The 22,345-nt window shown below is 29.5% G+C and carries 25 protein-coding genes and 1 other annotated feature; of the genes, 6 read left to right on the top strand and 19 right to left on the bottom strand.

Annotated elements, in window-relative coordinates; all coding sequences use genetic code 11:
* Window positions 1-84: 84 nt before the first annotated feature.
* The 8 genes from BMW96_RS05800 to pnp form a co-directional block, all read right to left on the bottom strand.
* Entirely contained in the window at window positions 85-756 is a 672-nt protein-coding gene (locus tag BMW96_RS05800; RefSeq protein WP_092353429.1) for an ABC transporter ATP-binding protein, read from the bottom strand.
* Between the two features lies 1 nt (window position 757).
* Window positions 758-2,209, bottom strand: coding sequence for an ABC transporter permease (locus BMW96_RS05805; RefSeq protein WP_092353431.1), 1,452 nt, complete (start codon window positions 2,207-2,209; stop codon window positions 758-760).
* Window positions 2,210-2,299: 90 nt separating this feature from the next.
* Entirely contained in the window at window positions 2,300-2,428 is a 129-nt protein-coding gene (locus BMW96_RS14645) for a hypothetical protein (RefSeq protein WP_257606880.1), read from the bottom strand.
* 84 nt (window positions 2,429-2,512) lie between these two features.
* Complete coding sequence (locus tag BMW96_RS05810) at window positions 2,513-3,628, bottom strand: 6-phosphofructokinase (protein WP_092353433.1); 1,116 nt, start codon at window positions 3,626-3,628, stop codon at window positions 2,513-2,515.
* A gap of 772 nt (window positions 3,629-4,400) precedes the next feature.
* Window positions 4,401-4,607 carry a hypothetical protein gene (locus BMW96_RS05815; protein ID WP_092353435.1) on the bottom strand — a complete coding sequence of 69 codons (207 nt, stop codon included), beginning with the start codon at window positions 4,605-4,607 and terminating at the stop codon, window positions 4,401-4,403.
* A 2-nt stretch (window positions 4,608-4,609) separates the two neighbouring features.
* The gene (locus tag BMW96_RS05820) at window positions 4,610-5,089 is read right to left on the bottom strand and encodes a hypothetical protein (RefSeq protein ID WP_143050713.1); all 480 of its coding nucleotides are present in this window, start codon (window positions 5,087-5,089) and stop codon (window positions 4,610-4,612) included.
* A gap of 430 nt (window positions 5,090-5,519) precedes the next feature.
* Window positions 5,520-6,074 carry a Maf family protein gene (locus BMW96_RS05825; RefSeq protein WP_092353439.1) on the bottom strand — a complete coding sequence of 185 codons (555 nt, stop codon included), beginning with the start codon at window positions 6,072-6,074 and terminating at the stop codon, window positions 5,520-5,522.
* The gene (gene pnp, locus BMW96_RS05830) at window positions 6,074-8,206 is read right to left on the bottom strand and encodes a polyribonucleotide nucleotidyltransferase (protein WP_092353440.1); all 2,133 of its coding nucleotides are present in this window, start codon (window positions 8,204-8,206) and stop codon (window positions 6,074-6,076) included. The genes BMW96_RS05825 and pnp overlap by 1 nt, the downstream gene beginning before the upstream one ends.
* Window positions 8,207-8,329: 123 nt before the next feature.
* Here pnp and BMW96_RS05835 point away from each other — a divergent pair, with 123 nt between their 5' ends.
* Window positions 8,330-9,586 carry a hypothetical protein gene (locus BMW96_RS05835; RefSeq protein WP_092353441.1) on the top strand — a complete coding sequence of 419 codons (1,257 nt, stop codon included), beginning with the start codon at window positions 8,330-8,332 and terminating at the stop codon, window positions 9,584-9,586.
* A gap of 577 nt (window positions 9,587-10,163) precedes the next feature.
* Here the strand turns inward: BMW96_RS05835 and BMW96_RS05845 are convergent.
* From BMW96_RS05845 to BMW96_RS05860, 4 genes are all read right to left on the bottom strand, one after another.
* On the bottom strand, window positions 10,164-10,727 hold the full coding sequence (locus tag BMW96_RS05845) for a DUF5714 domain-containing protein (RefSeq protein ID WP_092353442.1): 564 nt from the start codon (window positions 10,725-10,727) through the stop codon (window positions 10,164-10,166).
* 48 nt (window positions 10,728-10,775) lie between these two features.
* Window positions 10,776-11,225, bottom strand: a complete 450-nt coding sequence (locus BMW96_RS05850; RefSeq protein WP_021404304.1) for a hypothetical protein — start codon at window positions 11,223-11,225, stop codon at window positions 10,776-10,778.
* A 54-nt stretch (window positions 11,226-11,279) separates the two neighbouring features.
* Complete coding sequence (locus BMW96_RS05855) at window positions 11,280-11,747, bottom strand: GyrI-like domain-containing protein (protein ID WP_092353444.1); 468 nt, start codon at window positions 11,745-11,747, stop codon at window positions 11,280-11,282.
* A gap of 204 nt (window positions 11,748-11,951) precedes the next feature.
* A complete protein-coding gene (locus BMW96_RS05860; RefSeq protein WP_180320383.1) occupies window positions 11,952-12,332 on the bottom strand; it encodes a metal-dependent transcriptional regulator in 381 nt (126 codons plus the stop codon).
* A gap of 115 nt (window positions 12,333-12,447) precedes the next feature.
* Between BMW96_RS05860 and BMW96_RS05865 the strand changes: the two genes are divergently transcribed.
* The 4 genes from BMW96_RS05865 to BMW96_RS05880 all read left to right on the top strand — a co-directional run bounded on the left by BMW96_RS05865 (window position 12,448) and on the right by BMW96_RS05880 (window position 16,304).
* The gene (locus tag BMW96_RS05865) at window positions 12,448-13,242 is read left to right on the top strand and encodes a ZIP family metal transporter (RefSeq protein ID WP_092353448.1); all 795 of its coding nucleotides are present in this window, start codon (window positions 12,448-12,450) and stop codon (window positions 13,240-13,242) included.
* Between the two features lie 69 nt (window positions 13,243-13,311).
* Window positions 13,312-13,538 (top strand) — a binding site (T-box leader).
* A 45-nt stretch (window positions 13,539-13,583) separates the two neighbouring features.
* Complete coding sequence (locus BMW96_RS05870) at window positions 13,584-14,576, top strand: ABC transporter substrate-binding protein (protein ID WP_092353450.1); 993 nt, start codon at window positions 13,584-13,586, stop codon at window positions 14,574-14,576.
* 11 nt (window positions 14,577-14,587) lie between these two features.
* Window positions 14,588-15,517, top strand: a complete 930-nt coding sequence (locus BMW96_RS05875; protein WP_092353452.1) for an ABC transporter permease — start codon at window positions 14,588-14,590, stop codon at window positions 15,515-15,517.
* Entirely contained in the window at window positions 15,510-16,304 is a 795-nt protein-coding gene (locus tag BMW96_RS05880; protein WP_092353522.1) for an ABC transporter ATP-binding protein, read from the top strand. The genes BMW96_RS05875 and BMW96_RS05880 overlap by 8 nt, the downstream gene beginning before the upstream one ends.
* A gap of 16 nt (window positions 16,305-16,320) precedes the next feature.
* Here the strand turns inward: BMW96_RS05880 and BMW96_RS05885 are convergent, their stop codons facing one another.
* Window positions 16,321-16,953, bottom strand: coding sequence for a DUF421 domain-containing protein (locus BMW96_RS05885; RefSeq protein ID WP_092353454.1), 633 nt, complete (start codon window positions 16,951-16,953; stop codon window positions 16,321-16,323).
* Between the two features lie 49 nt (window positions 16,954-17,002).
* On the opposite strand from BMW96_RS05885, the gene BMW96_RS05890 reads away from it, so the two are divergent.
* The gene (locus BMW96_RS05890) at window positions 17,003-17,359 is read left to right on the top strand and encodes a DUF3792 domain-containing protein (RefSeq protein ID WP_092353456.1); all 357 of its coding nucleotides are present in this window, start codon (window positions 17,003-17,005) and stop codon (window positions 17,357-17,359) included.
* Between the two features lie 142 nt (window positions 17,360-17,501).
* Here BMW96_RS05890 and ltrA read toward each other — a convergent pair whose 3' ends face one another.
* The 6 genes from ltrA to greA all read right to left on the bottom strand — a co-directional run bounded on the left by ltrA (window position 17,502) and on the right by greA (window position 22,333).
* Window positions 17,502-18,800 carry a group II intron reverse transcriptase/maturase gene (gene ltrA / locus BMW96_RS05895; protein ID WP_092353458.1) on the bottom strand — a complete coding sequence of 433 codons (1,299 nt, stop codon included), beginning with the start codon at window positions 18,798-18,800 and terminating at the stop codon, window positions 17,502-17,504.
* A 380-nt stretch (window positions 18,801-19,180) separates the two neighbouring features.
* The gene (locus BMW96_RS14080; protein WP_162207554.1) at window positions 19,181-19,318 is read right to left on the bottom strand and encodes a hypothetical protein; all 138 of its coding nucleotides are present in this window, start codon (window positions 19,316-19,318) and stop codon (window positions 19,181-19,183) included.
* A 132-nt stretch (window positions 19,319-19,450) separates the two neighbouring features.
* Window positions 19,451-19,978: a cysteine hydrolase family protein gene (locus BMW96_RS05905; protein WP_092353462.1), complete on the bottom strand. Its 528-nt coding sequence runs from the start codon at window positions 19,976-19,978 to the stop codon at window positions 19,451-19,453.
* A 27-nt stretch (window positions 19,979-20,005) separates the two neighbouring features.
* Entirely contained in the window at window positions 20,006-21,076 is a 1,071-nt protein-coding gene (locus BMW96_RS05910; protein ID WP_092353464.1) for a BtrH N-terminal domain-containing protein, read from the bottom strand.
* 525 nt (window positions 21,077-21,601) lie between these two features.
* Window positions 21,602-21,772 (bottom strand): hypothetical protein, encoded by a 171-nt coding sequence (locus BMW96_RS14085; protein ID WP_157796092.1) that lies wholly within the window; start codon window positions 21,770-21,772, stop codon window positions 21,602-21,604.
* Window positions 21,773-21,847: 75 nt separating this feature from the next.
* The gene (greA, locus tag BMW96_RS05915; protein ID WP_092353466.1) at window positions 21,848-22,333 is read right to left on the bottom strand and encodes a transcription elongation factor GreA; all 486 of its coding nucleotides are present in this window, start codon (window positions 22,331-22,333) and stop codon (window positions 21,848-21,850) included.
* Between the last annotated feature and the right edge of the window lie 12 nt (window positions 22,334-22,345).

Genomic DNA, 22,345 nt, shown 5'->3' on the forward strand with positions numbered 1-22,345 from the left:
AAAATTAAATAAAAAAGTAAATCCACTTACTTAAAAGTGAATTTACCTATATTTATTAATACCCCAAATAGACTTTAGAGCTTTTTATATTTCAACAATCTGACCTTCCATAATTTTTAACTGCACATCACATTTTTTTGCTAAAGAAGGTGAATGAGTAACAATAATAACACACTTATTATTTTTATGAGCCAAGTCAATAAATGTTTTTAATATATCTTGAGAATTTTTTTCATCTAAATTACCTGTAGGTTCATCTGCTAAAATCAAATCTACATCTTTAGCAATAGCTCTAGCAATTGCAACACGCTGCTGCTGTCCACCTGATAATTTTCTAATATCTCGAAAACATTGTTCTTTTGATAATCCTAAACCATTTAATATTTTTAAACAATAGTCTTTTTTATCATTAACTTTAATATTAGCTATTTCTAGTGCATTAGCAACATTTTCATAAGCATTCATATAATAAATTAAATTATATGATTGAAAAACTATTGAAACATCATTGCGACGATATTTATTAAGACCTATTTCAGCAGTATCTGTCCCCTTAAAATATACTTTACCTGCTTTGGGTTTATCCAGTCCCCCTGCTAGAACAATAGTGGTCGTTTTACCACTTCCACTTGCACCAACTATCGCATAAATTTTACCTTTTTCAAAACTATAATTTGCCTTATTAAGAATAGTTATATTATCTGAACCATCTGAATAATGGTATGAAACATCTTCAAATCCTAATACTGCTTCCATCTTATCCCTCCTTCTTTACTAATATTTCTCTAGGTGATAATCTTAGTACATATGTTGATGGTATAGCAATAGAAACTAAACAAATAACAATTGTAATTCCTGCCAATTGTCTAACTGTTGATGCTGTTAGTGAAACATCAAGTTCACTATTTTCAGGCTCATTAAAAGCATCATTAAACATTGGTATTCCAGAAACTTTGCCACCAAAATTATTTTCGAAAGCATCATCATTTCCACCTACTGGTATTTCCATCTGAAATTGATTATTATTAGTTCCTGATTCTAACATATTACCAATAATATTAGAAACCATTTTACCTGTTCCTAAAGAGATTACAAAAGCAACTGCTGCTATCATCAGCATTTCAAATAACTGTTGTAAAATAATTTTAAATTTACTTTGACCTAGTGATAAAAACAATCCAATTTCATAATATCTGTTTCTAATTGTCAATATCAAAACCAAACATAATACTGCACTTCCAGCGCCAATAACAACAATTAAAAACATCGTTGAAAAAGATTGTGTATTTTCTAAACTGTTAATATTTTGCTGATACAAACGATCATTTGCATCTAAAGCATAAGTTTCAAAATCAATATTACTTTTCTCTTTAGCTAATTCTTGAAATGCCTCAAGATTCTCTGGATCATCTAAGTAATAAGTTGCTGAAGTTATATTAGATTTATTACCTAAAAAAGCTTGCCCTATTGATATATCTGTATAAATTGTATTAAATGGATTATTCTGCCCAGGTCCTCCCATCTGCTGGGAATCTGTCACCTCATATATACCAACAATTTTTAATTCCTGTTCCACTGTTTCATTATTTACAGTTGCAGTTAATATAAATGTATCTCCTACACTAAGATCATTATCATCTGCTAATGTAGTTTCGATAACACAGTTATTAGTATCAGCATCTGTTGCTGACAATAATCTTCCTTCACTCAAATTACTCTTCGCTTCACTAAAAGCCTCTAAATAAGCCATCGTTGTATTAGCACTAATTGAAAAATCCCCATCATTGCCACCAAATATTCCACTACCAAAATCTTCAGGTTTTCCAAATCCCATAGTTCCTTGAGAATCATCAGTTGCTGTAAGTTCAACCTTACTAATCGTATCGCTATTTGCTGACGTTGAAATACTATAATTATAATTTTCTACATATTTCAGATCTTTTAATTGATTAGCCATCTCAATAGTTACATTAGTAGCTACTTCACTTATTGCCTGCCCCCTTTCCCTTTGTTTCATCATATTTTTCATATTAATTGTTAAAGTCACATCATTACCAAGCGATGATCGTATTTCATCCATTGATTTTTTTGATGCACTTTGAATTGATAAACCTGCAATTATTAAGTTTGCAATAACAGTCATTATTACAAATAATAATAATGTTTTACCAACATTTTTTTTAATACTTCGTAATGCATTTTTTAACATCTTCCTACCTCCTCTAATAAAAATATAACAAACTAAATATATTGATAAAATCACTAAATTATGTAAAAAAAAGGAAACCTCTATGGTTCCCTATGCTTTCATTTTAGAGTTTTGTTCATTTCCTGATACAACAATGTTATCATCACCTAATTGATCTTTAGCATTTTGGTTATTTGCTTTTTGGTTATTTGATTGTTGCTCGCGTTTTGATTTACTCATAAATTCACCTCATTTATAGTATGGACCAAAAAATTAAAAAAATTCATATTTTTTTAAAAATTAAAAAAGGTGGCTAACCACCTTTTATTCATCACCAAAACAAATTCCAATAGCTTTAGCAGCTTTTACTAATTCACCTTCTGGATCAACATGTTTCTGTTTTCCAAATTTTGCATCACCAATTACTTCTTCTAAAGAAGTATATGACATTTCTTCACCTTTTAAAGTAACAACATTACCAAACTTACCTTCTTTAATAAGTTCTAATGCCTTAACTCCAAAACGAATTGATAAAATTCTATCATATGATTGAATGTCACCACCACGAATGATATGTCCAGGATTTACTGAACGTACCTCATGGTTTGGAATTGCTTTTTCCAAATCATCAGCAACTTTTGCAGCAATACCACCTAAGCGAATTGGATCAGGACTATCTTCTACAATCTTTCCAATCACTTTTGTACCATCAGCATATTTAGCACCTTCAGCTACAGCAATTACTGTATAAGGATAACCCTCTTCATCACGTTTAGCAACATGTTTTACAATATTATCAATTGTAAAAGGAATTTCTGGAATTAAAATACAAGAAGCATTTCCTGCCATCCCTGAATATAAAGCAATCCATCCTGCATCACGCCCCATTAACTCACAACAAATAACTCGATGATGAGATTTAGCTGTGGTATTCAAACGATCAATAAATTCTGTACCAACTGTAGAAGCACTAATAAATCCATATGTTAAATCTGTTGCTGGTAAATCATTGTCCATTGTTTTAGGAATTCCAATAACATTTACACCTTTTCTTGAAAAATCACGCGCACTTGTTAATGTTCCATCTCCACCCAAAACAACAAGTACATCAACACCTGCTTTTTTCAAGTTTTCTACACCAACATCAGAAACATCTTTTTTAACTTTTCCACCATGTCCATCATCAACAAGGTAATCAAATAAATTATCTTTATTAGAACTAAATAATATAGTTCCACCTTCTTTATAAATACTTTCAACCTTATCAACTGTCAATTCTATGTAATCATTGTTATATAAACCACGATAACCATATACATAACCAATTACTTCATATCCATATTCGTTAATCGCAGCCTTTGTTACCGCTCTAATAACTGCATTTAAACCTGGACAATCACCACCACCAGATAATAATGCGATTCTTTTTACGTCTGCCATAAATATCCCTCCATGATTTCTATTATAAAATTTTTTTTACTAAAACACAACAAAAATGTTACCGTTTACACAAAAATATTAATTTTACATAAATTGAAATAGTAAAATCCTCCCTAAAGCGATAATATTCGAGCTACTCCCTTTTAAAAGTACTTTCTATAACTAATAAAAAAATAATAGAAAGACATATATTCTATCATCACCAATTAAAAAAGAAAACTGCCAAAGTTAATCATAAATTGATTAAAAAATATTCCTAAAGTAAAATTAATGATCCCTTATAAACAGTATCAACCAAATAATATCTCTTATCAATTCTTATACATAGAAAAAGCATATTATATAACTAAAGAGTATTTGCAACATAAACAATCAACATTAATTTTAGTTTATCTAAAAAAATAACTGCCTCTTTTGTTCCAACACTGAAGTAGTTATTCTACATTAATAAATCCAAGGCATAACCACTTATCAGCTACTCCTCTTTTCACTTATATTGAAATTTATAGATATCAATCAAAATGTCAAGCAATTAAAGAAAAAGCAGTACTAAATACTACTTTTCCATTACTTATTAAAATCAGAAATTAAATATAATAATATGCTATTCTTATAACCATTGTCATTATTGACACATTTATTATACTCATATATATCACGATTTGTCAAATTAATAGTATTAATTTAAGTTACATTCCTATAACAAAAAAGCTATAACAAGTCACTATAGCTTTTGATATTATAACGAACCCAAATATTTTTTCTCGCACTTTTAAATTTTCTTTTTCTTTCTTTTTTGTATATATAGATAGATATAATATAAAATTACAACTGTACATGGAATACCAAAGATATCATTTAAAATTAATGCTGTTGTACTATTAATAACAGCTTGTTCATAACAGTATTTAACTACCAACATGCCAATTATACAGATAACTAATAAGATTAATACCAATATATCTTTTCTATTTTTCATAATTATAATGGCACCACTCTATATTCCCAATATCCAGTATTACAAAGTCCTGAATATCTTGGCTCACAACCTGGAATATAACCTTGAATGAATCTTCCAGTTAACTCATAACGGGCTCTTGGTTTTGCTGATGTTCCTAATTTACTTAAAATAATTCTGCATACATCATGACCACTTACATAATCAATGTGTTCACATGTGGTAAGTGTTCCACCAATAATACCTATTCCAATTAAAATCCATCCTGGTATTACTCTAGTTGTAGGTAGCTGATTTAAGTCAGATTCAAAGACATTATAGTAATCTTTTAGGACTATTTTGCCGTTTGTCATATAAATTGCTTCTACACCATCTTCATATATAATTACAACATTTCCATCTTCATCAATATATTGTGATTTAATTTCAGATGATTGCATTCTACATGTTGAACAATCCAGTCTTGCAGCAACCCCAATATGATAGCAATAATCAATGAACATGCAGTGAATAAACAAACTAATACTTTTATATGTGTCTTAACATAATTATCTCACCTTTCATTTATTGGGTTCTTTTTTATTATTATCTTATTGTTATCTCCTACTTATATTATATGATAAATTTTAATAATTAGCAGTCTATTTTGTTATTCATATTTATGTTATAATAATAAAGTGAGATATATTTTATAGGTTCTTACATTTATTTTTTAATAATAAAAGACAGAAATAAAGTGACTATTAGTAATTATACAACTAGTAATCACTTTTTAAATACATTGGATTAATTTTAGCTTACACGAAATATAAGAAATTTTACAAAGAAATATAAATATTCATTGATATAAAAAAAGCCCAAATACCTTGAAAAATAAAGATATTTGGACACATAATAACACTTAAAAATATAATAATAATTTTAGTTTTTAATTTAATAAAAATTTAAATATCTTTCAATAATTTTAACTGGTAAGCCAATAACTGTTTCAATATCTCCTTCTACCTTCGCAACCAAACATTTTCCAATTCCTTGAATAGCATAAGCACCTGCTTTACCTCGCCATTCATCAGTATCCAAATAATCATTTATTTCTTGTTCGGTTAACTTTTTAAATGTTACTTTTGTATCATCACAAAAAGTTGCAACTTTACCATTATCAATAATAGCAACTGCCGAATAAACAGTTTGTGTACGATTTGACAGCATATTTAACATATTAAAAGCCTCTTGGCGATTTTTTGGCTTACCTAGCATTTGTTTATTCAAACAAACCATTGTATCTGCCCCAATTACAATATCCTTAGGATATTTTGAAGAAATGGGTAAAGCCTTTTGATAAGCTAATTTTTCCAAACGTAAAGGAAGTGCTAGATTTTCATCTAACACCTCATCTATTGTTTGAAAATCAATTATAAAATCAATTTTATGTAATTCTAATAATTCTTTTCTTCTTGGAGAACTACTAGCAAGGATAATTTTTTTCATTATTCTGCTTTTGGTTCTTCCTTTTTGACTGGTTTAGGAAATAATGCTTTTCTTGAAACATTTACTTTACCTTTATCATCAACTTTAGTAACTTTAACTTTTATAACATCACCAAGTTTTACTACTTCACCCATTTTCTTAGTTCTTTCATAAGCATAATCAGAAATATGTAAAAAACCATCAGTACCATCAAATAAATTTACAAAAGCATAATTATCTTCAACTCTGACAATCTTACCATCATATACTTCACCAACTTTAGCCTTTTTAACGATTCTTTCAATTAAAGCTATCGCTTTATCAATTGCCTTTTGATCATAATGATAAATTATAACAGTACCATCTTGTTCGATATCAATCTTAACTCCATCAGATTGTTCAATAATTTCATTAATTGATTTACCACCAGGTCCAATAACTGATTTAATTTGATCTGGATCAATTTTCATCATTTGCACTTTTGGAGCATATGGAGATAATTCAGCTCTTGGTAAACTAATTGCTTCCATCATATTAGCCATAATCTGTTTACGAGCAACCTTAGCTTGAGCTAATGCTTCTTGCAAAATTTCTTTAGTAATACCATCTATTTTGATATCCATTTGCAAAGCACATATACCTTTATCTGTTCCAGCAACTTTAAAATCCATATCCCCTAAATGATCTTCCATACCTTGAATATCAGTTAAAATCGTATACTCTTCACCTTTTTTAACTAACCCCATAGCAACCCCAGCTACTGGTGCTTTAATTGGCACCCCAGCTGCCATTAAAGCCATTGTTGAAGCACAAATAGAAGCTTGAGATGAAGAACCATTTGATTCCAATACTTCAGAAACAACCCTAATTGTATATGGAAATTCATCCTCACTTGGAATAACCTGTGCCAAAGCTCTTTCTCCTAAAGCACCATGTCCAATTTCACGGCGTCCAGGAGCCCCCATTCTACCTACTTCACCAACCGAATATGGAGGGAAATTATAATGGTGCATAAAACGTTTTTGATCTTCTAATCCTAAACCATCAATCTTTTGATGTTCACCAATAGCACCTAGTGTCGCAACTGATAAAACCTGTGTCTCTCCACGTGTGAATAAAGCTGATCCATGAACTCTTGGAAGTAGATCAACTTGTGAATCTAATGGTCTAATTTCATCAATTTTACGACCATCAGGTCTAACTTTCTCTTCAGTAATTAAACGACGTACTTCATCTTTTTCTAAATCATGTAAAATGATTCCTACCTGTTTCATTGTATCTGCTTTTACTTCTTCATTTTCATATTCTCTATTATCATATTCCTCAGTTACTTGAGCAATTAAATCATCAATTGCCCCATATCTTTCTAACTTACCTGGAATTGATACTGCTGCAACCATTTCAGCTTTAGCACGATTTGCAATTTCCTCAACTAAATTAGAATCTAATTCAAATAATGGAATTTCTAATTTTTCTTTTCCACAAGCTTCCACAATTTTTTCTTGAAAAGCAATTAACTCTTTGATTTTTTCATGTCCAAACAACAATGCTTCTAACATTACTTCTTCACTAACTTCTTTTGAATCAGCTTCAACCATATTAATAGCATCTTTTGTTCCTGCTACTTCTAAATTAATTAAAGAATGTTCTAATTGTTCAGGTGTCCCATTTACAATAAATTCACCATCAACTAAACCAACATTTACTCCTGCAATTGGTCCATTAAAAGGAATATCAGAAACACATAAAGCTAATGATGCCCCTAACATTGCTGTCATTTCAGGTGTCGCATCCTGGTCAACTGACAAAACAGTATTAACACTTTGTACTTCATTTCTAAATCCATCTGCAAACAATGGTCTAATTGGACGATCAATCATTCTAGCTGTCAAAGTCCCATGTTCACTAGGCCGTCCTTCTCTTTTTAAAAATCCTCCTGGAATTTTCCCAACAGAATATAATTTTTCTTCATATGTTACTGTTAATGGAAAAAAATCAACATTTTTTGGTTCTTTTCCTGCTACAACAGTAGATAAAATAACTGTATCATTATATCTTACCAATACAGATCCATTAGCCTGTTTAGCTAATTCTCCAATTTCCACACTTAGATTTTTACCATAAAAATCCATACTAAACACTTGTTTACTCATTCTCTCACCTCATCTATTATCTTAGCCATTATAACATATAAATTTCTATTTCAAAACAATTTATTACTTAACTACTGCAAAACCATTAAAAAAAATGTTATAATACTAACCAGAGGTGATTTTATGAATGAAAATGAATTAAAAAGCTTAGAGGTATACAATGCTAAATTTAGTGAAGATCCTACTTCTTTCAATGATTTTCAAGCTAACGACTACATTAAATTATTGAAAAAAAGCGAAAAAAGTGAAGAAGCAATTGAGGTTGGAAAGACATTTATGTCACAGTGTCCAAACCTAAAAGGGTATTTAAATCAATATGGTTATGCTCTTTACAACAAATTTATCAATGTTGATGATGAAAAAATAAAAGAAAATGAAACACTTTTCTTTAGTGTCCTTGAAGATATCTTAGATGTCTGTAAACAAGAACGCTATTCACCAATGGAACCATCTGTAAATCGGGCAATTAAATATCTACAACGTGAAAAATCTAGCGATTATGAAAAATTAATTGAAATGCTTAATCTATTAGATCCTAATTTATTAGATGATAAACCATTTACTAATTCTGAAGGAAAAGAATTTGAATCTAAAAAAGAACGTTACTATAGACTAAAGGTAAAAGCTTTATATGATGCTAAAAAACATCAAGAATGTGTACAAACAGCAAACAATGCCTTATCTTTACCATTAAAATGGCATTTTAATACTTTGCAATGGATCAATTATCAAAGAGCTTGTTCATTAGTTGAATTAGAGCAATTTGAAGAAGCAAAAAAAGTTTTCTTATCTTTACATAATCGTATCCGTAACATTAATTTCTACAAAGTTCTTTATAAAACAAATGCTAACATTGGTAACATTAAAGAAGCTAATGCTTATTTACTATATGAATTCTTTGAAAATGGTTACAATTTTAATCATTTAGGAATTTATTTACGTTTAAAAGAAGCAACAATAAGAACTAATGATTCTGACTTGATAGAAATCGTTGATGCCTTTATTACTAAACTTTGTCAAGAAAACAATCAAGAATATACTCCAGAAAAAGATTATGGTGATAAATATCTTGATCATGATTCAAGTGAGTTATATGATATTATGTATGACAAAGTTATGAATAACCTTGGTAAATATGTTGAAAGAATTGAAGGAACTGTTGTTCATTACAACAATCAAAAAGCACTAGGAACTATTTCTAAATATGATGAAGATGGTATTTTCTTTAGACAAGCTGATTATGTTTATGATGAAGAAGTTCAACGTCATGATAAAGTTGAATATACACCAATTGAAACATTTGACAACAAAAAAGGAATTGTTACAAACAAAGCTATTTTAATTATTACAACTGAAGAATACTTGGATTTTGGGTACTAAAAAACTATACCAATATAAACAAGTTAAGCCTAAAAAAGGGCAATGTACTCAGCTAAACCTAGCTGATAAGCATTGTCCTTTTTAATGCAAATTAGATTATTGAAACAAAGATATTTTCTATTTTATAATATGTGCTGTGATAATTATAATTTAATCTACACTTTCATCTATAAAAACAACCAAATCATATTCTTTTTCATTCCAAGAATTATTATAATCTCTATAATGCAAATGATCACTATCTTTTACTTAGGATTTTCTATTTCTTTTTTACTCCATTATTTTATCTAAATCAAATTTTTTACAATTTAATGTTGCCTGACTTAATTCTATAACTTTCTTAAATTCCTCATTCTTTTCACTAGTAGGATTTTCTAATCTCCAATCTTCTTTATGTGAACAATCAACATTATAAATTTATTTAACCAATCTTACAGCATCTTAATTAATTTGTGACTTTGTTTCATTTCCCGCTAAACAACATTCAAATACATCAGAAAATAATGACTTCCCTAGTGCTTTTGCAATTTAACTTCTACAAGAATAATGAACACATACAAATGCAACTTTTAATTTCTTAATCATTACTTTCATCCTTATAAAACGGACATCTCATACCTATACATTGCTTATTTTTATTTGAAAATATACATTTGACTTCTTGTTTAGTTAATTTAATTCCATATTGCTCATTAACAAAATCAATAGCAGTTAATATAGATAGGAATGCATTTCTCTTACAACATCTTGGGCCACCTACATCAGCAAGTTTTCCTAGTGCTTTTGACACATAACTCAAGTTATCTTTGTAATATTGATTATTACTTAAAGGTCCAGTTTCATGAACAATTGCTAATGCTGCTCCAACAGAAGCAGAAGAACCACACATTCCCCATTGACCACAAGTAGCCCCTGGCATTTTTTGACCTCTAACTATCATTTCATCTAATGCTTTATCTAAATCAAATTCAACACCTGCATTATGCATAGTTGTTAAAAAGCAGGAACCATCTAAAACATGATGTTCAGGTCCATGAATATTAATATAATCTTTTTTCATTATGCTTAAAATCAATTCAATTGGATTTCTTGTATTTGAATTCAAACATTCATTTTTTATTAACTTATATTTTTCATCCATATATTTCTCCTCATAAAATTAGAATTTTCCAGTTTGACAAACTGAAATTTACCAAGTATATTGGCGAATTATTTTTATTGCTTTTTGTCTATCTTTATAAACTAATTTCTGCATACTATCATCATAAATTTGGTCAAAATGTCCTAATGCATCAAGAATAACATTTATAAGTTCTGGTTTATATTTAGCAATAACAATTACATCTTGAATACATTGTCTTGCCGTAATTGGTTTTTCATCTTCGATATGGCTTAGCCATTGTTCAATAATAGAATTAATCTTATTTTCATTATCCCACTTCGCATGATAGGCAATTAATCGCAATCCTCTTGTACGAATAAATGAATTTGTTTTATTATTCATCATATCAACAAATTTATCAAAAAAAATATATAAATCATTGCTGTGCTCACAAACTAACAACAATTCTTTCAATGCGTTATATGCTTGTTTATTATCTGAACAAGTCAACATTTCAATCTGTGCTTCATAACTCATTTAACGTAACCCCCCTTTCCATAAAAATGCTGATACAAAGGCATAACCTTAATTTTATGACTTTCTTTCAATGGCAAAAAATATATCAATCGTTGGATGCTTTCCAATACTTTTCTCTGTGTGATATTCATATTCCATATTTAATGCTTTAAATTCACTTTCAGGAAGCCATTTTGTATAAAAGTATCGTTTTGCTTTCCCTACAGAAACGCCCCATAAAAATCTTAATTTTGGTTTTACTGTTATCTTAGCGTATTCGCCAGCAGAGAGGATTAAGCTTTCTAATTCATTTTTATCTATCGTACTACCTATAAACATTTCAAAATCCTTACTTTGTTCATCATAATTTCTAGCAAGTACAAAATAAGGAAATACTTTACCTTCAGGTAAGGAAACCATGGAATGATATTTTTTTGAGAGAATTTTTATATCATTAGAAATTGTTTTATCATTAGACTTTCCCCATAATCCAAATATTTGTAGTTCATCCAAATGTAATACATTTATATCCAAATTTCTCATAGAAATAACCTCCATAAATTCTGATTTATCAATTTCTTTATAAATAATTATACTATTAATAGATAATTCAATAATTTTTTATCAAAATTATCATATAACATCTTAGTAAATATAACTCTATTATAAAACACTTCTATTTCGAAGTGTTTTTTAATATTCTTAATTATAAATACTTCCATCCAAAATAAACATTCACTCTAATTATTAATCCAGTTTGTTTTTTTGATAATTTTCCATAAATACCTGCATAGCTTTGATACTTTCATCAGAAATAACATGTTCAATCAAACAAGCATCAGTATCAGCAATTTTTTCATCAATATTTAATACATCAATAAATAGCTGCTTAATTGTTTGATGTTTACTACAAATAAACTCTGCAGTTTTTCTACCTTTATCTGTCAATTTAATATCAGCATATTTTTCATAATCTACATAACCATTTTTAGCCAAAACTACAACAGCATTATTTACACTTGGCTTTGAAACTCCAAGCTGTTTAGCAATATCGCTAACACGTGCTTTTTTTCCATCTAGAGATAACTCATAAATTAACTCTAAATAATTTTGCATCGCAATCGTCATTTCTTCCACTATCAATCACCCCATTTATTTAATAATATCATATTATTATGAAAGGCTCAATACAAATGCCTAGAAGCAATAATGATAATTGCATATTAATAAATGAGGTGAAATGATGGAATACTTATTATCATTAAGTCCATTTATAATTGTATTAGTCGTTGCTACATTTAACTGGCTAATGACTTTTTTAGGGGCTTCATTAGTGTTATTTGTTAAAAATGCAAGTAAAAAATTAGTTTGTATTGCTCTTGGCAGTTCAGCAGGAATTATGGTTGCAGCTTCATTCTTTTCGCTTATTCTACCTGCAAAAGAACAGCTTGAAAACACAGGTAAATTAGATTTATTAATTGTACCAATAGGTTTTATTTGTGGTGTAGGATTGTTAATGTTAATTGATAAATTACTTCCTCATGAACATATGATGACACATGTTCAAGAAGGAATTAATCCTAGTCATTATTCAAAAAACAAGTTACTAATGTTAGCAATGACATTGCATAACATCCCTGAGGGATTAGCTGTAGGGGTAGCGTTTGCAGGATGCCAAAGTGGTAACTATCTACCTGCCTTGATTTTAGCAATCGGAATTGGAATTCAAAATTTCCCTGAGGGAACAGCGATTTCACTGCCAATGCATCAATGTGGTAAAAGTCGTTTTAAAGCAATAATGTATGGTCAGTTTTCGGCAATCGTTGAAATTCCTGCAGCTTTATTAGGTTTTATTTTTGCTACACTAGTAAATGGAATATTACCATTTGCATTATGTTTTGCAGCAGGCGCTATGATGTTTGTGTGCATTGAAGAATTAATTCCTGAAGCTAATGCTACAGAGGGCATCGATATTGGAACAATTAGTTTTATGATTGGTTTTGTAATCATGATGTCATTGGATATTTTACTTTCATAATATGTTTATTATTTTCACTTATTGACAAATTAATAATGATAAAGTATCATAAGAGTAACAATCTATTAAACAAAGACAATGAAGTGAAGTAGTAAATATATCTTAGATATCAGAGACATTGTGGCTGGTGTGAACAATGCGTTAAGAAATATTGAATTCATCATGGAGTCGGATACTGATATGTAGGTAGTCATCGGTTGCTAGCCGTTATCATAGTAAAGTTTTACACTTATTGAGATTATTAATGCGAATTAATAATGAATTTGGGGTGGTATCACGACTCTGTCGTCCTCTTTTGAGGACTTTTTTTGTTTAATAATTGAAAAATGGAGGGACTAATTATGAAAAGAATGTTAAAAGGTTTATTAGCTTTAGCTATGTGTGCTAGTATTACTGGATGTGGTACTGGTGGAGAAAATAATGGCGAAGCAAAAGATTTATCAGATGTTAAAGTTGGGGTAATTCAATTAATGCAGCATGATGCACTAGATGCTTCATACAAAGGGTTTAAAGATGAATTAATCAAAGCTGGGGTTAAAAAAGAAAATATTGATTATCAAGTTGCTGGTGATACATCAAATTGTACTACTGTGGCTGATAAATTAGTAAATGCTGGTAATGATTTAATTTATGCTATTGCAACACCTGCACTTCAAGCAGCTGCTGCAGCTACTACTGAAATTCCAATTATAGGATGTGCAATAACTGATTATGAAAGTACAAAATTAGTAAAAAGTAATGATAAACCTGGAGGAAATATTACTGGTGCAAGTGATCTAACACCAGTAAAAGATCAATTTGACTTAATGGAAAAAATGTTACCTGATGCTAAAAAAGTTGCTATTATGTATTGTGGTAGTGAAGATAATTCAATTTTCCAAGGAAATTTAGCAGTAGAGGCAGCAAAAGAAAAAGGATTGGAATATAAGGTATACAAAGTTTCTGATTCAAATGAAATTCAAGCAGTAACTAGTCAAATAGTAAACGATAAAAATGATGTTTTATATATTCCTACAGACAACTTACTTGCAACATATATAAGTAGCGTTGAAGCCATTACTACATCTGCAAAAATTCCTTGTATTGTTGGAGAAGAAGGAATGGTAAAATCTGGAGGATTTGCAACTTATGGGATTAACTACGAAAATTTAGGTCGTGAAGCTGGTAAACAAGCGCTTGCTATTTTAAAAGGTGAAAAAACTGCAGCTAATACTCCAGTTGTAAAATTAGATGCTAAAAATTGTACTTTAGCAATTAATTTAAGAGTAGCTGAAAAATGTGGTATCACAATTAACAAAGAAGATTATCCTGATGCTTCTTTTATTGAAGAATAGGAGTTTATAAAATGGGGTTATTTTATACTTATCTAGGAGCTGTTGATCTAGGTTTAATATGGGGATTTTTAGCATTAGGTGTCTATATTACCTTTCGTTTATTAGACATTGCAGATTTAACTGTTGATGGTAGTTTTGCAACTGGTGGTGCTGTTTGTGCAGTCTGTGTCTTAAATAATATCCACCCCCTACTTGCAATCCTAGTTGCTATTCTAGCAGGATTTTTAGCTGGAGCCATTACTGGTATTTTACACACAAAATGTAAGATACCTGCAATTCTTGCTGGTATCTTAACACAAATCGGTCTTTATTCAATTAATTTAAGAATCATGAGTGGACGTGCTAATTTACCTCTAATTGCAGCAAACACACTATTTTCTGATTTATCTACAGCTTTAAATATCAACAAATATTATATTACATTAATCGTTGCTTTAATCTTTGTAATTATCTTTATTGCTTTACTTTATTGGTTTTTTGGAACTGAAACAGGATCTTCAATTAGAGCTACTGGAAACAATGAGCAAATGGCTAGATCTTTAGGAATCAATACTAATACAATGAAATTAATAGGATTAATGATTAGTAATGGATTGGTTGGTTTATCTGGCGGATTATATGCTTTATATGGTCAAGCAACTGATGTTAGAGTAGGAACAGGAGCTATTGTTATTGCTCTAGCTTCAATTGTTATTGGGGAAGTTGTTATTTCTGGTAAGAAAAGTGGTTTTGCTTTAAGACTAGCATCAATTGTTATTGGTTCAATTATATATCGTATTATTGTTGCACTTGTATTACAAATGGGATTAAATACTGATGATTTAAAATTATTGACTGCTATTTTAGTAGGTATTGCTTTAACAATTCCAATCATGCTTTCAAAACGAAAACAAGTTGCCACATATAAAAAATTAACAAAGGAGATTGATGAAAATGCTTAAATTACAAAAAGTAAGTAAAACATTTAATCTTGGAACTGTTAATGAAAAGAAAGTTCTTCATGAAATTAATTTAGAATTAGAAGACGGTGACTTTGTTACAATTATTGGTGGAAATGGAGCTGGAAAATCCACTTTATTAAATATGATTTCTGGGCTATATCCTCTAGATTGTGGAATTATTACTCTTGATGGTGAAAACATTTCTTTACAACCTGAACATCAAAGAGCTAAAAAAATTGGTCGTTTGTTCCAAGACCCTATGTTGGGAACTGCTGGAGATATGCAAATATTAGAAAATCTAGCACTTGCAAATCGTAGAGGTAAACGTCGTGGACTATCTTGGGGTGTTACCAAAGAAGAAAAAGAACAATACCGTGAACTTGTCAAGTCATTAAACCTTGGTTTAGAAGATCGTTTAACAACCAAAATGGGCTTATTATCAGGTGGTCAAAGGCAAGCAATTACATTATTGATGGCAACATTACAAAAACCTAAATTACTATTATTAGATGAACATACTGCTGCCCTAGACCCTGCCACTTCTGCTAAAGTTTTAAAATTAACTAATGAAATTGTAACAAAACAACATTTAACCGCTATGATGGTTACTCATAATATGCGTGATGCTATTGATGTTGGTAATCGTTTAATCATGATGTATAATGGACATATTATCTATGATGTAAAGGGTGAAGAAAAAAAGAAGCTAACTGTTGAAGATTTACTTCGTAAATTTGAAGAAGCTAGTGGTGAAGAATTTGCTAACGACAGAATGTTACTTGGATAGAACTGTTTATACAGTTCTATTTTTTTATTACAAGTAACTTATCTTTTTCTAAAATACAATAAAAAACATCTTCAATATGATCAATATGTTGTTTCTTTAATTCTTTCTTCAACCAATTAAGATCACGATTCAGCAATTTCAAGTTATTTTCATCAACAATTCCATCACAAATCAATGCATCTGGAAGTTCAACTACACATTCATCCTTTGAAATAATAGACAATGAACCATTTGTTTCCAACAAAGCAAATTCTACTTTTGAAATACTATCAATATCATTAACTCTTAAATGATGTGATAAATCATCAACTGTATAACGCTGCTTCTTCATTTTCTCTTGATCTAATTTTCCTTTAAAAATAATATATGTTGGTCTTCCTTCAAAAATATCACGTAATCTTTTTGATTTCATTGTTATCATTGAAACCAGGCGATCCACTACAATTAAAGTTATTGTTGCAATAACACCATGAAAAAAAGTAAAATCCTTATTACCAACTGTATCTGTCATAATTTCAGCAATAATTAAAAATACAACAAAATCAAATACATTTAACTGACTAAATTCTTTTTTACCAAAAATTCTTAATAAAACACTTAAATAAATATATATACAAAGACTTATAAAAAACACTTCGAAGACATTCATATTTCACCAATCCTTAAATATAATATTAGTAAGATAACAAGGAGGAAATATGAAATCATATTTAAAAATATACTTAAAATTCGCATTATTTATCCTAATTACCTTTACTATTACTAGTCTTATCTTAGCCTCTATTATTAGTTTTATTCATTTATCAAACATTATTTATCATACTATAATAAATCTTATTGCTGGTATTATAATGATTATCTGGGGATTTATGATTGTTAAAACATTTTCTAAAAATGCAATTTTGCATAGTTTATTATGTGGATTGATTTTTGCACTTATTGCTTTAATGATCAATATTAATGATATTAATCTCATTAATATCATTTCTCGACCATTTATTTTGATAATGACTGTAATTATTCTATCTATGTATAAAAAGAAATTAGAAGTTTAAATTTTTAAAAATTTATCTATTCAAATCAAAAAAAGTTCATAACTATAATATTCAAATAGGGTAGAGAAATAAATTAGTTTATTGCCCCTCCCATTGACCCGTACGTACGGGTCTCGTATACGGCTCTACATTTATATCGAAATTACAAACTCTTAAGATAGTAGTTAAGAGGATTGACTAAACCAGGTCTATCCCTTTTTTCTTTGCTTAGTACTTTTGGTGATAGTATAAAATTCACGACATCTAGTCCACTTCTTCTATACCACCCTAATCTTGTGTTTGCGCATTTATAGATTTCTTCGTCACTAAATTTACATTTGTATATGATATTCAATTTCATTAGATTTCTGTAAATTGTCATTGGTTTCTTCCACTGTTTGATAATGATACATCTTATCTTGTGGCGTAACCATTGTCCAAATTCATCTATGAAGTTCTTCATACTTCCTATCTTAAAATAGTTTATCCACCCTCTCACTATTTGATTGACTTTTATAAATGTTATTGCGAGTGGTCTTGTTACTGCTTGTTTTCTTTTAAGATATTCTTGTATCTTTGAATATAAGCGTTTCTTTCTATCTTGAGTAGGTTGGCATCTCCATTCTTGACTATTCTTATAAAATGTAAATCCTAAGAATTGTCCTTTCATTGGTCGAACTACTTTTGTCTTTGTTGCACTAACTTTCAAGAATAGTTTTCTTTCTAACCACGATGTCACTGACTTCATTACTCGATTAGCACTCATTTCACTTTTTACAAAAATGATACAATCATCTGCATATCTCACAAATCTTAGATTTCTTGTTTCCAACTCTTTATCAAATTTGTCTAGGTAGATATTAGATAAAATCACACTGATAGGTCCTCCTTGCGGTGTTCCTATTGTTGTGCTTTTAATAAGTCCATTATCTAATACTCCTGCTCTTAGATATGCTCGTATTAAATGTAATGTTGTTGCGTCATTTACTTTCTCTCTTAAGATTGAAATTAATTTATCGTGATTTACTGTATCAAAGAACTTTTCAATGTCTAAATCAACTATCCATTCATAACCCTCGTTCAAGTATTGTAGTACTTCTTCCATTGCCATATGCGCACTTCTTCTTGGTCGAAAACCAAAACTATGTTCACTGAATATTGGCTCATAGATTTCACTTAATACTTGAAACATCGCTTGTTGGATAACTCGGTCTACTACTGTTGGTATTCCTAATGGTCTTTGTTTCCCATTTGCTTTTGGAATATATACTCTTTTAACGGGCATTGGTCGATATTGTTTGTTCATTATCTTAGAGATGAGTTCTTCTTGATATTGTTCAAACCAATATTCAATTTCTTGTACCTTCATTTTATCTATTCCTGGTGCTCCTTTATTTTGTTTGACCTTTTTGATTGCCATTTCTAAATTCTCTTTACTTAAAATCTTTTCCATTAATTTCATTTGCTGCTCCTCATCTATTTGTAAATTTATTTGGAAACCTCCCAATTACCTTTACCATCTATGATTACGTTTCATAGTTCTAGGCTATCCTCATATTCGGATTATCCAAACATTGCTTATAGTGATTTGCACTCTATAAACGTTTCAGTCCTTCTGTATTTCTACCTACTATGACTTCATCTGACTTCTTATGGTAAACCTTTTTCGACCGAGGGTACTATCACTGATTTTAAAGTTTACTAGACTTCCTCGTCCATAAGACCTCCCGGGGTAAGACATGAACCCTATTTCTTTCACAACGTCTTGATTTACTGTCTTGGTTTTACGTTTACCTTTTGAACTTCGGTTTGTATTGCAACCTTATCCACCATTTAGCCTCATCAAGTTTCTGTTCGTACGCTCAAAAGAATCGCTACACCACTTCCTTCACCCATGACATCACTATCAACGGCTTGTGGTTCACTACACTTGGCGGTAAATACCTGTGGTTGGTTTATCTCCAACTGAATTCGTGTCATGCCCGGCACACAACAAAAGAAACTAGACGTTTTAAACTTAATATCTAGTTTCTTTTTTATCAAAATACTTTTCCATATAAAATTTATAGATTAAATCCTTAGTTAGTAATGCCAAAAATTATAAACTAAAATTTATCTATTCATCAATTCAAGAGTTTTTTCAAACGATATACATTCTGCGTATCTTCCATTCCACATAAACTCATTATAATATCTATAAGATTTTTCTGCTGTCATATACGCATTATCAAATGTACTGTTTGTATTAGCTGGAACAATCATTTTAAGTCCATGCTCAAAACCACATTTCACTGTTGCATCTATACAGTAATCTGTTTGTAGCCCTACAATAATAATTGTATCTTCGTTTTTTTCATGTAGGTAATCCAACAACCCTGTATCTTCTCTAAAAGCACTGTTTACATTTTTGTCAAAAACACGCTCATTTGGCATTGGCTGAAATTCTTCGTATATTTCATAGCCTAATGTGCCTTTAGTTAATTTCTGTCCGACACCATCATCATGTCTAACATAAATAACTTCTATATCATTATTGCGTGCCTCTTTGATTAGTGTTTTAATACGATATACAAAAGTCTGAAATTGATACAAGTCATCATTCATAATTAAATTTTGAGTATCAACAACTAACAATATCATTCTATTACCTCCCAAATTCCAATTTATCTATATCTCATCTAATCCTTTACTAACTAACTGATAAGCACTGCATTCTATTTCAGCAATATCTAAAATTACATCACTTGCTAATTTCATATCTTTTTTTGTATCTAAAATATAATCAATAAATATATTACATAATTTCTCAAATTGTTTTCCACTCTCTTTAAACAATTCCCCAGATTTAACCAAATTATTGTTTTTATATTCTTTACCAAGTTCAATTAAAACTTTGCTCATTTTATCTCTTGAACACATAAATACAACTTCATCTTTTTTACTAATCCCATTCAGTCTATTTGGTGTTGTAGGAACACTACCACAAAACTCAACAATATTTCTTAATATCTTATCAGTTTCTTGCTTTCCTAGTTCTTCTTCCCAATTAAGTATTTCTTTAGATAATTTTTTTAATCCATTGATTCCCAAAAATTTTGTTGGTGGATTTAAAAACATATTGGATTTAAGTTTCATTGCTGACTTAAAAATATCTTTTTTACTATTTGGTCTATCCATTCTAATAGTACATATTGTATTTGGTTTACACAACCCTTTGTATTCTGCATTCATACCTAAAAGCAAGTTTTCATAAGAGAGTTTTATAATTTCTTTTCTTCCACAATCATATAAAAATATATTCTTTTCTTCATCATCATATCCAATCATTAAAACATAATGAAACGGGATGTGTTCTTTATGGTAAAGCTTTGTATAATATTCTAAATAATACATATCTAAAGCACCAATTACAACTGGAAAACCATTATCTATTTCTTTCTTTGCTTTGGTTAATGCTAATTCTGGACTTTTACATTCTATATGATGATAGTTAAACCCCACTATTGGAGCAAGAAATTCATACATTTTCTTAGTTCTTCCATCTCCAAAAGATACCATTCTTTTTATATCTGCCTTATTAGTTTTTATATATGCAAAACTGCAAAATCCACTCATAGCAAAAAAGAATTGATCTGGAATTTTTTCACCAGTTTTATTCATATAAATATCTTCAATACCATTCCACATACATTCATAATCATCTAAATGATGTGAAAGATTCTCTATTATTTTTCTCATAAGTTACCATCCTTTCAAATAGTAATTTTCTATCTATCAATCATAAACTGTATTTCATTCTTTAATTCTTCACTAAATTCATCTAAATCATCAAATTTAATAACACCTATTCTGTACCATCATTGATTTTCTCATATCAATAACTACACCTATACTTTTTTATCTTTAAATATTCTTCTTTCTAAATCCCAAAAATTTTGTGAAGCTTTATTATTCCTTTGCAAAAGTTCAATATATTCATTATTTAACTTTTGCATATAGTTTTCTTGCCAAATAATTATTTTTTTCTTAAAATTTTCAAATCTTTTTCATTTACATCATACATAATACACTTTCTCCTATGATATATCTTTTCTATGTAATTCTTGAATATTTTTTGATTACCTATGCTATAAATTTTTAAATACCCAAATAACCTTTAAATCATCTTAACCTTCTTAAACTATAACAAATCAATAAGTTATTATCCCTTTTCCCTTACTATAAAATGCAGTTACATAATATGTATTTTTACCAAAACATTTTCTAGTTTCTAATCCCCTCATCTGCATCCTTTGGTTTAAAAATAACATAATCATAGGTTTGATTAAAATCAAAACATATATATAAAGTTGTTACACTACTAGCCAATCGCCAATAATCAATACCGCTACTTATATTAAAACCTATAGTAGAAACTGTTACAGAAAATGACATTTAACCTTGCATTCACTTCAAACATTCACACCATATTCATATCAAAAAAGAACTAGTTACAATAACTAATTCTTTTTAATTTTTAAATTCAATATTAATAATTCTTACATCATAAGGATCAGCGACCCCTACTGTAACAATTTCATTTACACCATGACCTAATACAGCTTTAGCAAGTGGTGATTCATTTGAAATCTTACCATTTAAAGGATCAGTTTCAGTAAACCCTACAATTTGATAACTTTCAGGTTCAGCATCCTTTTCAGATAAATCCAAAATAGTTACTGTAGTCCCAGGTTTAACTACTTTTAAATCCATTTGATCTTCAGAAATGATTTCTGCATTTTGAAGCATATAATCAATTTCTTTAATTCTTGATTCTAAGTGAGCTTGTTTTTCTCTTGCTGCATCATAGTCAGCATTTTCTGATAAGTCACCTTGAGAACGTGCTAATTGTAATTCTTCAATAACTTTTGGTCTTTCGACATTAATCAAGTTATCTCTTTCTTGCTCTAATTTTTCTAACCCACTTTGAGTTAACAATACTTTTTCTTGTTCCATTATCTCACCTCG

The sequence above is a fragment of the Thomasclavelia cocleata genome, from assembly GCF_900102365.1.
GTDB lineage: Bacteria > Bacillota_I > Bacilli_A > Erysipelotrichales > Coprobacillaceae > Thomasclavelia > Thomasclavelia cocleata.

What these genes read in the sequence shown, in the direction of transcription:
- BMW96_RS05800 (WP_092353429.1), bottom strand. Translation starts at nt 756, where the DNA reads ATGGAAGCAGTATTAGGATTTGAAGATGTTTCATACCATTATTCAGAT.
- BMW96_RS05805 (WP_092353431.1), bottom strand. Translation starts at nt 2,209, where the DNA reads ATGTTAAAAAATGCATTACGAAGTATTAAAAAAAATGTTGGTAAAACA.
- BMW96_RS14645 (WP_257606880.1), bottom strand. Translation starts at nt 2,428, where the DNA reads ATGAGTAAATCAAAACGCGAGCAACAATCAAATAACCAAAAAGCAAAT.
- BMW96_RS05810 (WP_092353433.1), bottom strand. Translation starts at nt 3,628, where the DNA reads ATGGCAGACGTAAAAAGAATCGCATTATTATCTGGTGGTGGTGATTGT.
- BMW96_RS05815 (WP_092353435.1), bottom strand. Translation starts at nt 4,607, where the DNA reads ATGAAAAATAGAAAAGATATATTGGTATTAATCTTATTAGTTATCTGT.
- BMW96_RS05820 (WP_143050713.1), bottom strand. Translation starts at nt 5,089, where the DNA reads ATGTTCATTGATTATTGCTATCATATTGGGGTTGCTGCAAGACTGGAT.
- BMW96_RS05825 (WP_092353439.1), bottom strand. Translation starts at nt 6,074, where the DNA reads ATGAAAAAAATTATCCTTGCTAGTAGTTCTCCAAGAAGAAAAGAATTA.
- pnp (WP_092353440.1), bottom strand. Translation starts at nt 8,206, where the DNA reads ATGAGTAAACAAGTGTTTAGTATGGATTTTTATGGTAAAAATCTAAGT.
- BMW96_RS05835 (WP_092353441.1), top strand. Translation starts at nt 8,330, where the DNA reads ATGAATGAAAATGAATTAAAAAGCTTAGAGGTATACAATGCTAAATTT.
- BMW96_RS05845 (WP_092353442.1), bottom strand. Translation starts at nt 10,727, where the DNA reads ATGGATGAAAAATATAAGTTAATAAAAAATGAATGTTTGAATTCAAAT.
- BMW96_RS05850 (WP_021404304.1), bottom strand. Translation starts at nt 11,225, where the DNA reads ATGAGTTATGAAGCACAGATTGAAATGTTGACTTGTTCAGATAATAAA.
- BMW96_RS05855 (WP_092353444.1), bottom strand. Translation starts at nt 11,747, where the DNA reads ATGAGAAATTTGGATATAAATGTATTACATTTGGATGAACTACAAATA.
- BMW96_RS05860 (WP_180320383.1), bottom strand. Translation starts at nt 12,332, where the DNA reads ATGACGATTGCGATGCAAAATTATTTAGAGTTAATTTATGAGTTATCT.
- BMW96_RS05865 (WP_092353448.1), top strand. Translation starts at nt 12,448, where the DNA reads ATGGAATACTTATTATCATTAAGTCCATTTATAATTGTATTAGTCGTT.
- BMW96_RS05870 (WP_092353450.1), top strand. Translation starts at nt 13,584, where the DNA reads ATGAAAAGAATGTTAAAAGGTTTATTAGCTTTAGCTATGTGTGCTAGT.
- BMW96_RS05875 (WP_092353452.1), top strand. Translation starts at nt 14,588, where the DNA reads ATGGGGTTATTTTATACTTATCTAGGAGCTGTTGATCTAGGTTTAATA.
- BMW96_RS05880 (WP_092353522.1), top strand. Translation starts at nt 15,510, where the DNA reads ATGCTTAAATTACAAAAAGTAAGTAAAACATTTAATCTTGGAACTGTT.
- BMW96_RS05885 (WP_092353454.1), bottom strand. Translation starts at nt 16,953, where the DNA reads ATGAATGTCTTCGAAGTGTTTTTTATAAGTCTTTGTATATATATTTAT.
- BMW96_RS05890 (WP_092353456.1), top strand. Translation starts at nt 17,003, where the DNA reads ATGAAATCATATTTAAAAATATACTTAAAATTCGCATTATTTATCCTA.
- ltrA (WP_092353458.1), bottom strand. Translation starts at nt 18,800, where the DNA reads ATGAAATTAATGGAAAAGATTTTAAGTAAAGAGAATTTAGAAATGGCA.
- BMW96_RS14080 (WP_162207554.1), bottom strand. Translation starts at nt 19,318, where the DNA reads ATGACACGAATTCAGTTGGAGATAAACCAACCACAGGTATTTACCGCC.
- BMW96_RS05905 (WP_092353462.1), bottom strand. Translation starts at nt 19,978, where the DNA reads ATGATATTGTTAGTTGTTGATACTCAAAATTTAATTATGAATGATGAC.
- BMW96_RS05910 (WP_092353464.1), bottom strand. Translation starts at nt 21,076, where the DNA reads ATGAGAAAAATAATAGAGAATCTTTCACATCATTTAGATGATTATGAA.
- BMW96_RS14085 (WP_157796092.1), bottom strand. Translation starts at nt 21,772, where the DNA reads ATGTCATTTTCTGTAACAGTTTCTACTATAGGTTTTAATATAAGTAGC.
- greA (WP_092353466.1), bottom strand. Translation starts at nt 22,333, where the DNA reads ATGGAACAAGAAAAAGTATTGTTAACTCAAAGTGGGTTAGAAAAATTA.